Genomic DNA, 12758 nt, shown 5'->3' with positions numbered 1-12758 from the left:
GTTATCGGTGCTCGCGCAGTAGCTGAGTCGGTGTCAGGCCTGTCAGCGCTCGCGTATCGCGCGCGAGGTGGGCTTGGTCGGCGTAGCCGGCGCGACCGGCCAGCGACGACAGCGTGAGATTTGCATCGCGGCTGAGAGTCAACACGTCCTGGATACGTTGCACTTTCTGAATCATTTTGGGGGACAGCCCGATCGACGACGTGATCGAGCGTCGAAAATGACGTTCGGAAACACCGAGGTCTGCGGCGATCTCTCGTATCGGAGTCGAAGGGGAGGAGATGAGCGCGGAGTAACCACGCTCGATTCCGTGGTCGGGTTCCAGTCCGCGCCACAACTGGCCCAGTAGGTGAGCGTCGACTGCCTCGTGGCTAAGGGCGTCGGCAAGTACCCGCGCTTGTCTGGAAGTGAGGATGTCGTCGAAGGCGATCTTCGAATCCTGCACCGCGTCGGCCGCTGTGCCGAGCAGGCTCCGCAGAGCCGGCGGATTGATCCGGATGCCCCACATGGTTGTACCGGCGGCGACCGAAACCAGATCGGCACCGGTTGCGGGTCCGACGAGCCACGACTTTCCGGTGCTGTCGACGATGAAGTCTGCGCAGAGATCGGGAAGAATCCGCTTTGCTTCCGTGGGCGCATGGGGGTCAGTAGTGCTTTTCCACGCGCAACTGAAGAGGCCGGCCGAACCGGTGATCCGAGTCTCGACATAGGTGTGGCCGTTTTGTTCAAGACTCGACGCTACCGTCCGACTACCGTCAAGAGCGAGGGTGTCAGTGCCGGTCATCAGATCATCGTCACACACTCGCCGATCACTTCTCGACCCGAAACAGGAGAAATACCGTGTCCGTCTCTCCGAGACTCGATCTCGTCGGAATCGTCACCAACGATCTCGCGCGTTCCCTCGCGTTCTACCGAACCCTCGGGCTCGACATTCCGGAAACACCCGCTGACGCTCCACACGTGGAGTTCACTTTCGACAGTGGGCTTCGGCTGGCCTGGGACGCGCTGTCCACCATCGCGAGCTTCGATCCTGACTTCGTTGTCGGGGAAGGTCGACACCCCGTCGCTTTGGCCTTCGATTTCGGGACACCCGCTGCAGTCGACGAGGCGTATCAGCGCATCACAGCCGACTTCCCCGGACACAAAGAGCCATTTGATGCCGTGTGGGGCCAGCGCTACGCCGTTCTTCTCGATCCCGATGGCAATACCGTGGATCTCTTTGCCGCGCTCTGATTTCGAACGACGCAGGCCCCGACCGAAATTCGGTCGGGGCCTGCGATTGTCGGTGATCGAGTCTTTGTCAGTTCACCAAGCGTTGAGGGTGTCGAGGATCTGGCCTCGGGCCTTCCACAGTTCCGCGCCCCAGTACGGCCACGAGTGAGTGCCGTTGGCCGGGAAGCTGTACGTTGCCGGAATTCCCAGGGAGTTCATGCGCAGCTGGAATGCCCGTGAGTTCATCAGGGCAAGGGCTTCGAGGCCGATGGCGCTACCGGTATTCACGAAGTCGACGGGACGACGCGGTTGATCGAACTGCCCGGGTAGGCCGCTCGCGGCGGAGATGTACAGAGAGAGCCCAGCCAGCTCGGGTGCAAACACGAAGGGGTCGTTGCGGAGCCAAGCGGGGTTCCATGGCGGTCCCCACATGGCATCGACATTGAAGGACCCTGCGCTGACCATGGCCACGCGGATTGCTTCACGCATGCCGGGAGCTGAGATGTTGAGGTATCCCGAGAGCGATCCGGCGAACTTGAACTGATCGCGGTGATAGGCGGCGAGCGTCAGTGCCGCGCTGCCACCCATGGACAATCCGAGCACACCGTTGTTGGTTCGGGAGACGCCGCGCGATTCCAGATATGCGGGAAGTTCCTGGTTGAGGAAGGTTTCCCATTTGTACGTGACCGGCTGGCGATTCAAATTGCTGTTCGCATACCAGTCCGAGTAAAAGCTGGACTGCCCGCCGACCGGCATGACCAGGGTGACGTTGTCGCCGCGATACTGCTCGAGAGCGTTGGTCTCGAAACTCCATGCGTTTCGGTCGTCGCGTGCTCGTAGACCGTCGAGAAGATAGAGCGCCGCGTTGCCGCCGCGCGAAGCCCACTGGATCTGAACCTTGATCGGCCCCATCGAGGAGTCGACGAACACTTCCTCGTATCCACCGGCCGGGGCGGTGCGCGCGGGCGCTGCGGTCGCTACTGATCCGCTGATCAGGCCTGCGGTCAGGGGGAGTGCGAGTGCTGTCGCGGCGAGGCCGAGGATCCGACGCTTGATTCGTTTCGAAATGCGGTTTCTCGAAATATCCGGGTTCGAAATATCTGGGTTCTTCGCCAAATCTGTGTGAGCCTCGTGCATGTATTACTCCCGCCCCAAAGGTGCTTGCACACCGAAATCCGACCGAGCCCCCCGAGGCACGGAATTCCTGATGACACTAAGTGGTCTGTATTGACGTCGACGGCTCCGTTACCGTTTCGTTATCAAACTGGTCTGATTCAGGTAGTGCCGTCATGCGTCGTCGACCGGAGGTTGCGCGTCGATTTGCCACCCTCCACGAATCAGGTGTTCACGTACCCGGGCGACGTCCGATTCGTGCGGAATATCGTCGGTGACCTTGGTGATGAGGACGCCGATGTCGATCGGATCGACTGGAACCGGAAAGTCGGCGACGAGATCGTCGGCAAGAACGGCGATCTCGTCGTCGGACAGCTGTCGCCGGAGCAGGGCCATCAAAGGGACGTAGTCCTGCTCCGGCACGCCGTTCGGATACCCGGCACGGAGCCAGCCGAGTATCGAAGCCAGAAGTGGTGGAAGACTCAACGAATCGAGCTTCAGTCGTTGTCGAGATCAGCGAGGGGCCACCCGGCGGCGGCCAGGACGGAGGCAACGCGCGCGATGTCCTCGTCCGAGGGAGTCTGGCTCGTGAGATCGGCGATCTGAGCGCTGATCTCGTCGCTCGAGATCACCTGGTCGCTGTTGACGTCGCTCAGTTCTGCGAGTGCAGCGCCGATGGCAATGTCTCGAATTTGCGCGTCCGAGAGCTTGCGTCGTAGCAATGCGACCAGCGGAATGCGGTCCTTGGGCGGTATGCCTTCGGGGTAGCCGGCGCGAAGCCATTCCAGAATGGACTGAGGAAGGGATGGAGTCGGTGCAGTCACGGTGATGTCTTTCCGCTCGTGAGGGCGCAAGGGATCAGAAGATCTCGATGCCGAATGTGTGGCTGAGGAAGCCCTGCATGATGAAGAGGATTCCGGTGACGATTGCGATGAGCACTACCGCGAAGCACACCACTGCGCCTGCCACGGCCAACGGACTGCGAGCCGCGACGGCAGTGCTCCCGCCGCCACTGCCACGTTGCCCGGCGTCGAGGGACTTCAGGCCGATTGCGAAGATCGCCGGAAGTCCGGCGCCAAGCAGGAGGCCGACAAGCACGACCTGCCAGAGCGAGTCGACGGTGTTTTTCAAGATATCCATGTCGATTCCCTCTTTCAGGCTTTGACGTCGGTGGTGACGCGGGCGTCCGGACCGGGGACCTCTGCAGGCACCAGGCCGCCGTCCCACTCGGCGTTGACATTGCTCGGATCGATGGGCTCCTTGCGGGAGCGCAGGTACATCCAACCGGCCAGGGCGATGAGCACAGCGAAGACGACCAGGACACCGGGCAGGCCGCCGACGATGTTGGCCAGTCCCCAGCACAGAGCGCCGACGATCGCAGCGGACGGGAGAGTGATCAACCAGGCGACCGCCATACGTCCGGCGACGCCCCAACGAACCTCGGCGCCCTTGCGTCCCAGACCGGTTCCCATGATGGAACCCGTCGCCACATGGGTGGTCGAGAGTGGAAGACCGAGGTGGCTGGAGGTGAGAATGATGGCAGCAGAAGATGCTTCGGCCGCCATGCCCTGCGGCGCGGCGATCTCGACCAGGCCCTTGCCGAGTGTGCGGATGACTCGCCACCCGCCGAGGTAGGTTCCGGCAGCGATCGCGAGTGCGCAGGTGAGCTTGACCCAGAACGGCATGTCCGCGTCGGCGGAGATGGTTCCATGGGCGACCAAGGCGAGGAAGATGACGCCCATTGTCTTCTGAGCGTCGTTGGTGCCGTGGGCGAGGGAAACGAGTGAAGCCGAACCGATTTGGCCGAGTCGGAAACCCTTGTCCTTGGTTTCCTCACCGACGTTGGAGGTGATGCGGTAGATGAGCCAGGTTCCGGCCGCTGCAACCAAGCCGGCTACGACGGGAGCGAGAACTGCGGGGATGACAACCTTGCTGAGCACGCCGCTCCAGGCGACACCGCTCATTCCGAGGGACGCGATGGCGGCGCCGATCAGGCCGCCGAACAGTGCGTGTGAGGAACTCGAGGGGATGCCGAGCAACCACGTTGCCAGGTTCCAGATGATGCCGCCGACAAGGCCGGCGAAGACGATGGTGAGCAGCGCTTGGCCACCCACATTTCCGAGGTTCACCACGCCCTTGGCCACGGTGGCAGCAACCTCTACCGAGAGGAAAGCTCCAACCAGGTTCAAGGAAGCAGACAGAGCGACTGCCACCTTGGGCTTGAGGGCGCCGGTTGCAATCGACGTGGCCATAGCGTTGCCAGTGTCATGAAAACCGTTGGTGAAGTCGAACCCCAGAGCGGTTACGACGACGACGAGGAGAACGATGAGTTCCGCATTCACGAGAAGTCATGTTCCAACACCTGCGGGCCACAAATCGACCTGAGACGTGGTCGTTCCGCGACATTTCCATCACTCGGCACCTGTTGTTCATCTTCGTCCGGATAATTGTCCGTTTCGAAACGCGTGAGGCATAGAAAATTCATTCGTGTGCATGGTCGTGGAGTTTGTGGAGGCATACGCCAATTGCCGGACGGACGTATCGGGTTCTGGACTTCCTCGAAATCGGGTAAGGCCAAGCGGCTGCGGAACAACCCACGCGTCACCGTCGTGCCGTGCAACAACCACGGAAAGGTTGCCGACGGCTCTTCGCCGGTTGCCGGGACCGCTCAGTTGGTGAGCGGTGGAGCTGAATTCGACGAGATCCGCAGCAAAGTGAAAGCGAAATACGTTGTGATGGTGCCTATTTCGAAATTATTCAACACCCGCGGTCACATCGGCAATGGTCCGTTCCCGTACGGCGACACCGGCGTGATCATTTCCGTCGATGCGTAGTCGGGATTGCGCACCGGAGTAGCCTGAAAGTATGGAACCCACGACCGGGCGCCTCTGCCTGACGGTTCCACGAATCCTCCGTTAAGGAGCCTCGTCATGGCGCACATCAGCACTCTCGACTATGCAATGGAAGCGCCGCAGCGCCATGTCGGGCAACCTTTCCCGTCGCCGACGCGGACTCCGCGGTTCCTGCTTCGTGGTCAAGGTGCCGTCAAGGCATCGGTAGACGGCGCGTGGTTCCCATGGACCACCAACGTCACGGCGGAGCTTCACGACCTGATATCCGCACTTTCGCTGAGGTTGGGGCCGATCGCGCGGGTTGCGTTCGACTGGAACACGATCAGCAGCGCGCAGCGTCGTATCGACGAGGTCGACGGACTGGAAGTGCGGGGTCCGTACCCTGGCCAGCCTCACGATTTGATGTATCTCGACGACATCTATGGTCGTCAACTCGTTCTGATGATGATTCCGCCGTACACGGATCCGGACCGTGCGTACGAGATCATGCGGCGGTTGGTTGATCCTGGCCGTAGCGAAACCTATCGGGTGCAGTGAGATCTTTCTGACGTGCGGGGTCGAATCTTTCGATTCCTGAACATGCGTCCAGTTTGTCTGGTTTGATGGTTCTCGTAACCACAATCTCAGGCGCATTCCTTCAGGTCAGCGCTTGGGCGCGGCAGCTTGACTCCCTGCCGTGTCGTCGGTCCGGCATGTCCACCACCCTCCCACTGTGCGTGAGCGCCGGATCGAATGAAGCCCCGCCCTCCCCACGGGGGTGGGGCTTCTACTTTGTACGGGCTGACCGGCGTTCGCATCGCCGAATCCGCCGGGTCGTTTGGAAGTTCGGGACGCCCTGGTCCGTAGCATCGCCACTGTGAACATTTCTCTACTCGGTGCGGCGGGGCTTCAGGACTGCGCCGACAGTGGAATGGACTGTATGGACGGATTTGGGGCGTTCGTTCTTCTGTACGTCGGCGGATTCATTCTCACCTTGATATGGATTTCCCTGTGCCTTGTCGGAACGGCCGATGTGGTTTCCGTGTCCCGGCGAATCGGTGTGTGGCGAGCAGTCGCCTTCTTTTTCGGCATTTGGCTTGTGCCCATCGCCGGGTTGAGTGCATGGCTTGTTTTCCGACGCTCTCGTTGATTCTCGAAAGTGGAGCCGGAGAGGTAGACGCGTTTCCGGAACCCGTTAACTTGTTGGATCAGAGGCGATTTGAAAATGTGGCGAGAGGCTCTTGTCGATGCAGCAGGCGACAACGTCCATCCAGGCCATGCCGGAACTGGTTGGGCCTGGGCCAACTGGCAGTGGGTGGTCGGGACCGCCCGCTACGGCCGAGTGGATCTGCTCGGCATCGACGAACTCGGTTACATGGAACTCGACAAACGAGGCGCCGAGCTGCTTTTTCAGGTGTTGACCGAACGGGAGGAAAAGAACTCCGTCGCCATCGCCTCCAACGCGTCGTTCTCCGGCTGGACGACAATGTTCACCGACCCACGACCTTGCGCCGCCATCGTGGATCGGCTCACCTTGCGGCGGCAACATCATCGAAACCGCCACCGACTCTTACCGACTCGTCCACATCCGAGCTCAGCAATCCGCTTGATACACACAAGGTGGGTCCGGATCACGCCCCCTATCGGACTTGAATGAGACTGACATTTTCACTGAGACCCGCACCTAGCCTTGAAACTATGTGGCATCCTGCCGCTCCAGCCAGTTCAAGATCGCTTGGTTGGTCTCTTCGGGTCTTTCTTGCTGGATCCAGTGACCGCAGTCGAGATTGACTACTTCCACATTGGGCACGAACTCTGTCAGGTTCTCAGCTCTCGCGATCGCGTCACGGTCGCCGTAGATCATAAGTGCGGGCTGTTGGATAATCGGGTCCACCTCCGCCAGCAAATGCCAGTTGCGGTCAAGGTTCCTGTACCAGTTCACACTGCCCGTGAATCCTGTCGATTCGAAGGCGGAGACGAAAACGGCCAATTCGCTATCGCTCATCAGAGGCTCACCGAGTGGTGTCTCTGCTCTGGCGAGATCGATCAGTGCCATACCCGGCTGAGGCTCCCTGAGGGGTTCGTTCTTCCGGTACAGGTTGCGGAGGAACCGGAAGGTGTTGTCTTCGAACACCGCGTCCGCGACGCCCGGCTGTCGATTGAAATGGACGAAGTAGAAATCACCGCCGAGCACGGCTTCCATGAACTCAATCCAGGGCTGCTCTCCGCGATCCTGGTAGGGCAGGCTCAGGTTGATCACTTTGTTTACCCGGTCCGGGTGCAACAGGGTCAGGCCCCACACGACAAAGGCACCCCAATCGTGACCGACAAAGGTGGCATCTTCGTAGCCGTAGTGATCGAGAAGTGCGATGAGATCACCCGCCAAATGTTCAATGTCATAGTCCGTCACTTCGGTCGGACGTGATGAATTGCCGTAGCCGCGTTGGTTCGGGACGATGACGTGGTAGCCCGCCTCGACAAGGGCGGGCACCTGGTATCGCCAGGAATAGGCGTGCTCTGGCCATCCGTGACACAACACGATGGGTTTCCCGGCATTGTGTCGCCCTGCCTCGAAGACTTCGAGTTCCACGCCGTTGACTTGGATGAGGACGGGCCTGGGGAAGTCGGATGGATTCACGGATGCTCCTTTGAGTTGAGTACCGATCTCGTGTCTGGATCGACCGGTTGCTCCGACGTTAGGGAGCATCGTGGACACATAAAGTCCTAGATCGCTGGCAATCTGAAGAAATGCGGAACGATCCCACAGGCCGAGCACTGCAATTGCTCTCGCTCCTTCAGACCCATCGCTTCTGGCACTGTGCCGAACTTGCCGCACGACTCGATGTCACGCAGCGGACGGTGCGCCGCGACATCGATCGCCTACGCGACCTCGGTTATCCGGTCGATTCCACGTCCGGAAAGTACGGGGGCTACCGACTTGCAACGGGGGCACACGTGCCGCCCCTGATCCTCGACGATGACGAGTCCGTGGCGGTAGCCGTCGGACTGCGCTACGCCGCCGAGGCCGCCATCGGAGGCATCGAAGAAACATCGCTGCGCGCGCTGACCAAGATCGAAGCACTCCTGCCCCATCGACTACGCCGACGTGTGTCGGCACTGCATTCGAGCGTCAGTTCCATGCGGCGGGCAGATGACGACATCGTCGACCCCGAAGCACTCAGTGTGCTCGCTGCGGCATGTCGCGACCACGAGCACGTTCGTTTCGACTACCGGCGAGGTGACGGCGAGAGCAGCAGACGGCTCGTCGAGCCGCACCGCCTTGTCACGGCGGGACGTCGTTGGTACCTCGTAGCATGGGACCACCATCGTGCGGATTGGCGAACATTTCGACTGGACCGGCTCTCGGAGCCCTGGCTGGCAGGCAGTCATTTCACGCCACGCGAGATCCCGGGCGGTGACGCGGCAGCCTTCGTCGCGAGATCAGTCGGCTCGCCACCCCGTCACCACGATGCAAAACTCGCCATCGAAGCTACGTTCGCCGACCTCGAGGGCGTACTCAGATGGATAGACCACACACCGATCGAGGTGGCAGCGGACCGCTGCCTTGTCGAGATCCGCAGCGAAGATCTCGGCAGGCTCGCCATGACGGTTGCGCGCATTGCGCTCACCGCCCCAGTGGTCGTCATCGAACCAACCGAGCTTGCCGACACCGTCAGTCGGCTCGCCCTTCACCTCAGGGTCTCGCCACCATGACAGTCAGAAGAGGATTGTGCGACAAGACCATTCATGTCCAGGTTGCCGCGGGGACGTGTTCCCTGCGCAGGCCCCTCGTCTATCGAGACACGTATCCGTTTCCCTCTGAGCTCGGAGAGTAAGTGACCAATTCGAAATCATCGCCGGCTTCCATCCACCCCCCGACGTGGAAGTTCGACTACCCGATCATCCACGCCGAGACTCGGGAACAGTGGCGAACTTGGCTGACGGACAATCACACGTCAGGCCGAGGTGTGTGGTTGTGCTCCTGGCGCGCCACCACCAGCCGACCACGCTGCCCCTACCCTCAGGCCGTTGAGGAAGCCATCTGCTTTGGTTGGATCGATTCCACCAACACCATCCTCGACGAAGAGCGCAATTTGCAACTGTTCACGCCTCGTAGACGCAAGAGTTCCTGGACCCGTCTCAACCGCGAACGCGCAGCTGATATGGAAGCGCGTGGCCTTATGACCGCTGCTGGTCGCGGTGCAATTGCTGCCGCGAAATCCACTGGTTGGTGGACGATTCTCGACCAAGTCGAAGACCTCGAGGAACCATCTGACTTGCAGGCGGCGCTGGACCTGGACCCGCAAGCTCGAAGCAACTGGGACAGTTTTCCGCCCAGCGCCCGCAAACAGATGCTGTGGTGGATAGTCTGTGCCGCTCGAGACGCAACACGGGCAGGTCGAATCGCCCATATCGTCAACAATGCGGCCATCGGCGAACGTGCTCGCGGCTGATCCGCGATTCGACCGCGTCCGGTATGAAGGCCGGTCATCATCTGTCCGAGGGGTTTCCCTCGGACCGAAACAAGTCCACCCGCCCCGCAGAAGCGGGACGGGTGGACTCGGTACTCGCAGGTCTGACTTACGTCAGGATGCGGATCACACGTCGTAGTAGAGCTCGAACTCGTACGGGTGCGGACGCAGGTTGACCGGAGCGATTTCCTGCTCGCGCTTGAGCGAGATCCAGGTCTCGATCAGGTCGGTGGTGAAGACGCCACCCTCGGTCAGGTACTCGTGATCGGCTTCGAGGCGGTTGATGACCGTCTCGAGGCTGGTCGGAGCCTGCGGGATGTTGCGAGCCTCCTCCGGGGGAAGCTCGTAGAGGTCCTTGTCGACCGGAGCCATCGGCTCGATCTTGTTCTTGATGCCGTCCAGGCCGGCCATCATCTGTGCAGCGAAGTTGAGGTACGGGTTACCCGAGGAGTCGGGTGCGCGAAACTCGAGACGCTTTGCCTTCGGGTTGTTGCCCGTGATCGGGATACGGACAGCTGCCGAGCGGTTGCGCTGGCTGTACACGAGGTTGATGGGGGCTTCGTAGCCCGGCACCAGACGGTGGTACGAGTTGATCGTCGGGTTGGTGAAGGCCAACAGCGACGGAGCGTGGTGCAGGATGCCGCCGATGTAGTGGCGAGCCATGTCCGAGAGGCCCGCGTAGCCGGACTCGTCGTGGAAGAGGGGCTTGCCGTCCTTCCACAGGGACTGGTGGACGTGCATGCCCGAGCCGTTGTCACCGAAGAGCGGCTTCGGCATGAAGGTCGCGGACTTGCCGTGCTGCCAGCAGGTGTTCTTGACGATGTACTTGAACAGCTGCAGGTCGTCAGCAGCTGCGAGCAGCGTGTTGAACTTGTAGTTGATCTCCTGCTGTCCGCCGGTACCGACCTCGTGGTGGCCGCGCTCGAGCTCGAAGCCCGCGTTGGTCAGGTTGGTGGAGATTTCGTCGCGCAGGTCCACGTAGTGGTCGTACGGAGCGACGGGGAAGTAGCCGCCCTTGGCGCGAACCTTGTAGCCGAGGTTTGGGGAGCCGTCGGCGTTGGTCTCTGCGCCGGTGTTCCAGGAACCGGAGATGGAATCCAGCTCGTAGAACGCGGAGTTCATGCCGGAGTCGTAGCGAACCGAGTCGAAGATGTAGAACTCGGCCTCGGCGCCGAAGAATGCGGTGTCCGCGATGCCGGTGCTGACCAAGTACTCCTCGGCCTTGCGGGCAACGTTGCGCGGGTCGCGGCTGTAGGACTCACGGGTGAACGGGTCGTGCACGAAGAAGTTGATGTTGAGGGTCTTCGCCTTGCGGAAGGGGTCGATCTGCGCCGTGGTGACGTCGGGAAGCAACATCATGTCGGACTCGTGGATCGACTGGAATCCGCGGACCGAAGATCCGTCGAATGCGAGGCCGTCCTCGAACACGTCCTGGTTGAAAGCAGACGCCGGGATCGAGAAGTGCTGCTGGACGCCGGGAAGGTCGCTGAACCGAATGTCGACGTACTCGATGTTCTCGTCCGCGATGTACTTGATGACCTCTTCGGCCGTGGTGAACGCCACGCTTGTGCTCCTTAAGTCGCTTCAGCCAAGTGATGTCGGTTGAATCCGTCGAGGCAGACGGTAGGGAGCTGGTGTTGCCCGCTCGTCAACCCTTTGTTTCGGCAGTGTTACGCGTCGCAGCATCCTGGGGATTTCCGAAGTCCATGTGACCGGCCACACAGTTAAAACCCGGCAAATCTGGACTACGGTGCTGCGACGCCTATCCTGGACAGCATGGCACGTATCACCGGAACTTGGCTCTCTGGGCCGCAAGCAGCTTTGCCGAAGAGCACGGACGGCCGTGAGCAGTCGTACCGTGGCGAGTTCCTCGGTTTCCCTCAGGAGGGGCCGGGTTCGCTGGTCGGTTCGGGCCGTCGTATCGCCGCACTGTTGGTGGATTGGGTCATGGCCGTGGGAGTGGCCTCGCTCATCACCGGAGACTTCTTCGACGGTATGACCTCGACGGTCACACTGATGGTGTGGTTCGCCGTCGGTGTCGTCACCGTGGCTCTGTTCAACTTCACCCCGGGGCAGTTCGTCCTCGGACTTCAGGTTGCGCGAATCGAAGGCCCGATCCGTGTGGGCTTCGTGCGCGCGTTGGGGCGCCAGGCGCTGCTGGTATTCGTCATTCCCGCGACCATCACCGACATCGACGGTCGCGGTATGCAGGACCGCGCGACCGGCACTTTGCTCGTGAAGTCGCGCTGACACAAACTTCTCGAACGAAGAAAGACCCGGGTCCGTATGGGCCCGGGTCTTTCGTTTTGCTGTGGGGGAGTGTCAGCGACGACGAATGGTTCGCTGCATTCCCTTCATCTTCGCGCCTCCGGGCATCGGGCCCTTGGGAAGCGCTGCTCCGCCGCCGCGTGCGCTGAGCGCAGCGAGGCGACCTTCGATGTTGTCCATGCGCTTGGTGTCGATGTTGCGGGGCAACTTGTTCAAGTAGCGCTGGAGCTGCGAGAGCGGAACCTGGCCCTCGTCGTTGCCGATGATGATGTCGTAGATCGGAGTGTCGCCGATGAGGCGGGCAGTCTTCTTCTTCTCCTGCGCGAGGAGGCCCTTGACGCGTTGCGGCGAACCCTCGGCGACGAGGATGACACCCGGCCGTCCGACGACGCGGTGAACGGCGTCGAGCTGGGTGGTGCCGGCGACGGCATTCGTGACGCGCCACGCGCCCTGCATGTTGTCTAGCGCCCACGCAGCGGCACCGGCCTGGCCTTCAGCCTTCTTGTACACCGATTTCTGGACGCGGCGACCGAAGATGATGAACGCGCCGAGGAGACCGAGAACGATGCCGATCGGCAGCAGGAACCACTGAAGGCCCCAGATGAGACCGACCAGGAAGAAGACCAGAGCAGCACCGACGAGGGTGCCGATCATCAGCGGAAGGAGGAGCTTGTCGTCCTTGCGCTGCATCTGGAATGCCTGCCAGAGCTGAGTTCTACGTTCCTTGGAAGCCTGCTTGCGGGCAGCCTTCGCTGCAGCCTTTGCCTCTTTGGTGGGTTTGCCCTTACCGGATTTGCTGCCGTTCGCCATGTACCCAGGATACGTCCATTGCTGTGCGCCTTTACTAACCGCCCGCGGTTAATAA

15 protein-coding genes and 1 pseudogene are annotated in these 12758 nt (G+C 61.2%); 7 read left to right on the top strand and 9 right to left on the bottom strand.

Translation table 11 applies throughout. The features are described 5' to 3' along the window. Position 1: 1 nt before the first annotated feature. Positions 2 to 781, bottom strand: a complete 780-nt coding sequence (locus tag GJB56_RS10355; RefSeq protein WP_202022306.1) for a helix-turn-helix domain-containing protein — start codon at positions 779 to 781, stop codon at positions 2 to 4. A 56-nt stretch (positions 782 to 837) separates the two neighbouring features. Here GJB56_RS10355 and GJB56_RS10350 point away from each other — a divergent pair, with 56 nt between their 5' ends. Beyond that, complete coding sequence (locus GJB56_RS10350) at positions 838 to 1230, top strand: VOC family protein (RefSeq protein WP_019748934.1); 393 nt, start codon at positions 838 to 840, stop codon at positions 1228 to 1230. A gap of 72 nt (positions 1231 to 1302) precedes the next feature. On the opposite strand, the gene GJB56_RS10345 is transcribed toward GJB56_RS10350, so the two are convergent. From GJB56_RS10345 to GJB56_RS10325, 5 genes are all read right to left on the bottom strand, one after another. Beyond that, a complete protein-coding gene (locus tag GJB56_RS10345) occupies positions 1303 to 2346 on the bottom strand; it encodes an alpha/beta hydrolase (protein ID WP_195849598.1) in 1044 nt (347 codons plus the stop codon). Between the two features lie 150 nt (positions 2347 to 2496). Continuing rightward, positions 2497 to 2808 (bottom strand): DUF3349 domain-containing protein, encoded by a 312-nt coding sequence (locus tag GJB56_RS10340; protein WP_021344618.1) that lies wholly within the window; start codon positions 2806 to 2808, stop codon positions 2497 to 2499. 11 nt (positions 2809 to 2819) lie between these two features. After that, a complete protein-coding gene (locus GJB56_RS10335; RefSeq protein WP_020908123.1) occupies positions 2820 to 3146 on the bottom strand; it encodes a DUF3349 domain-containing protein in 327 nt (108 codons plus the stop codon). Positions 3147 to 3180: 34 nt separating this feature from the next. Beyond that, positions 3181 to 3462 carry a hypothetical protein gene (locus GJB56_RS10330; protein ID WP_003941641.1) on the bottom strand — a complete coding sequence of 94 codons (282 nt, stop codon included), beginning with the start codon at positions 3460 to 3462 and terminating at the stop codon, positions 3181 to 3183. Between the two features lie 14 nt (positions 3463 to 3476). Next, the gene (locus GJB56_RS10325; RefSeq protein ID WP_003941590.1) at positions 3477 to 4664 is read right to left on the bottom strand and encodes an inorganic phosphate transporter; all 1188 of its coding nucleotides are present in this window, start codon (positions 4662 to 4664) and stop codon (positions 3477 to 3479) included. Between the two features lie 183 nt (positions 4665 to 4847). On the opposite strand from GJB56_RS10325, the gene GJB56_RS10320 reads away from it, so the two are divergent. The 3 genes and pseudogenes from GJB56_RS10320 to GJB56_RS10310 form a co-directional block, all read left to right on the top strand. Beyond that, a complete protein-coding gene (locus GJB56_RS10320; protein ID WP_113683684.1) occupies positions 4848 to 5156 on the top strand; it encodes a F420-dependent protein in 309 nt (102 codons plus the stop codon). 96 nt (positions 5157 to 5252) lie between these two features. After that, the gene (locus GJB56_RS10315) at positions 5253 to 5711 is read left to right on the top strand and encodes a DUF5994 family protein (RefSeq protein ID WP_003941615.1); all 459 of its coding nucleotides are present in this window, start codon (positions 5253 to 5255) and stop codon (positions 5709 to 5711) included. Between the two features lie 769 nt (positions 5712 to 6480). Then, positions 6481 to 6763, top strand: a pseudogene (locus tag GJB56_RS10310) (ATP-binding protein); the annotation flags it as partial. An 86-nt stretch (positions 6764 to 6849) separates the two neighbouring features. Here GJB56_RS10310 and GJB56_RS10305 read toward each other — a convergent pair. Next, positions 6850 to 7791: an alpha/beta fold hydrolase gene (locus GJB56_RS10305; protein ID WP_051296033.1), complete on the bottom strand. Its 942-nt coding sequence runs from the start codon at positions 7789 to 7791 to the stop codon at positions 6850 to 6852. 110 nt (positions 7792 to 7901) lie between these two features. Here GJB56_RS10305 and GJB56_RS10300 point away from each other — a divergent pair, with 110 nt between their 5' ends. Together GJB56_RS10300 and GJB56_RS10295 are read left to right on the top strand one after the other, a co-directional pair. Beyond that, entirely contained in the window at positions 7902 to 8867 is a 966-nt protein-coding gene (locus GJB56_RS10300; protein WP_020969896.1) for a helix-turn-helix transcriptional regulator, read from the top strand. A gap of 122 nt (positions 8868 to 8989) precedes the next feature. Beyond that, the gene (locus GJB56_RS10295) at positions 8990 to 9607 is read left to right on the top strand and encodes a YdeI/OmpD-associated family protein (protein ID WP_113683683.1); all 618 of its coding nucleotides are present in this window, start codon (positions 8990 to 8992) and stop codon (positions 9605 to 9607) included. A gap of 144 nt (positions 9608 to 9751) precedes the next feature. Here the strand turns inward: GJB56_RS10295 and glnA are convergent, their stop codons facing one another. Continuing rightward, positions 9752 to 11188 (bottom strand): type I glutamate--ammonia ligase, encoded by a 1437-nt coding sequence (gene glnA / locus GJB56_RS10290; RefSeq protein ID WP_003941609.1) that lies wholly within the window; start codon positions 11186 to 11188, stop codon positions 9752 to 9754. 213 nt (positions 11189 to 11401) lie between these two features. Here glnA and GJB56_RS10285 point away from each other — a divergent pair, with 213 nt between their 5' ends. Beyond that, entirely contained in the window at positions 11402 to 11875 is a 474-nt protein-coding gene (locus GJB56_RS10285; RefSeq protein ID WP_019748923.1) for an RDD family protein, read from the top strand. Between the two features lie 72 nt (positions 11876 to 11947). Here GJB56_RS10285 and GJB56_RS10280 read toward each other — a convergent pair whose 3' ends face one another. Continuing rightward, a complete protein-coding gene (locus GJB56_RS10280) occupies positions 11948 to 12703 on the bottom strand; it encodes a DUF4191 domain-containing protein (protein ID WP_003941625.1) in 756 nt (251 codons plus the stop codon). Positions 12704 to 12758: the final 55 nt, after the last annotated feature.

The sequence above is a fragment of the Rhodococcus sp. AQ5-07 genome (assembly GCF_009707305.1).
Classification (GTDB): domain Bacteria; phylum Actinomycetota; class Actinomycetes; order Mycobacteriales; family Mycobacteriaceae; genus Rhodococcus_F; species Rhodococcus_F erythropolis.
Note: the sequence above shows the minus strand (reverse complement) of the source record. Positions and strands in the feature narration are given on the sequence as shown.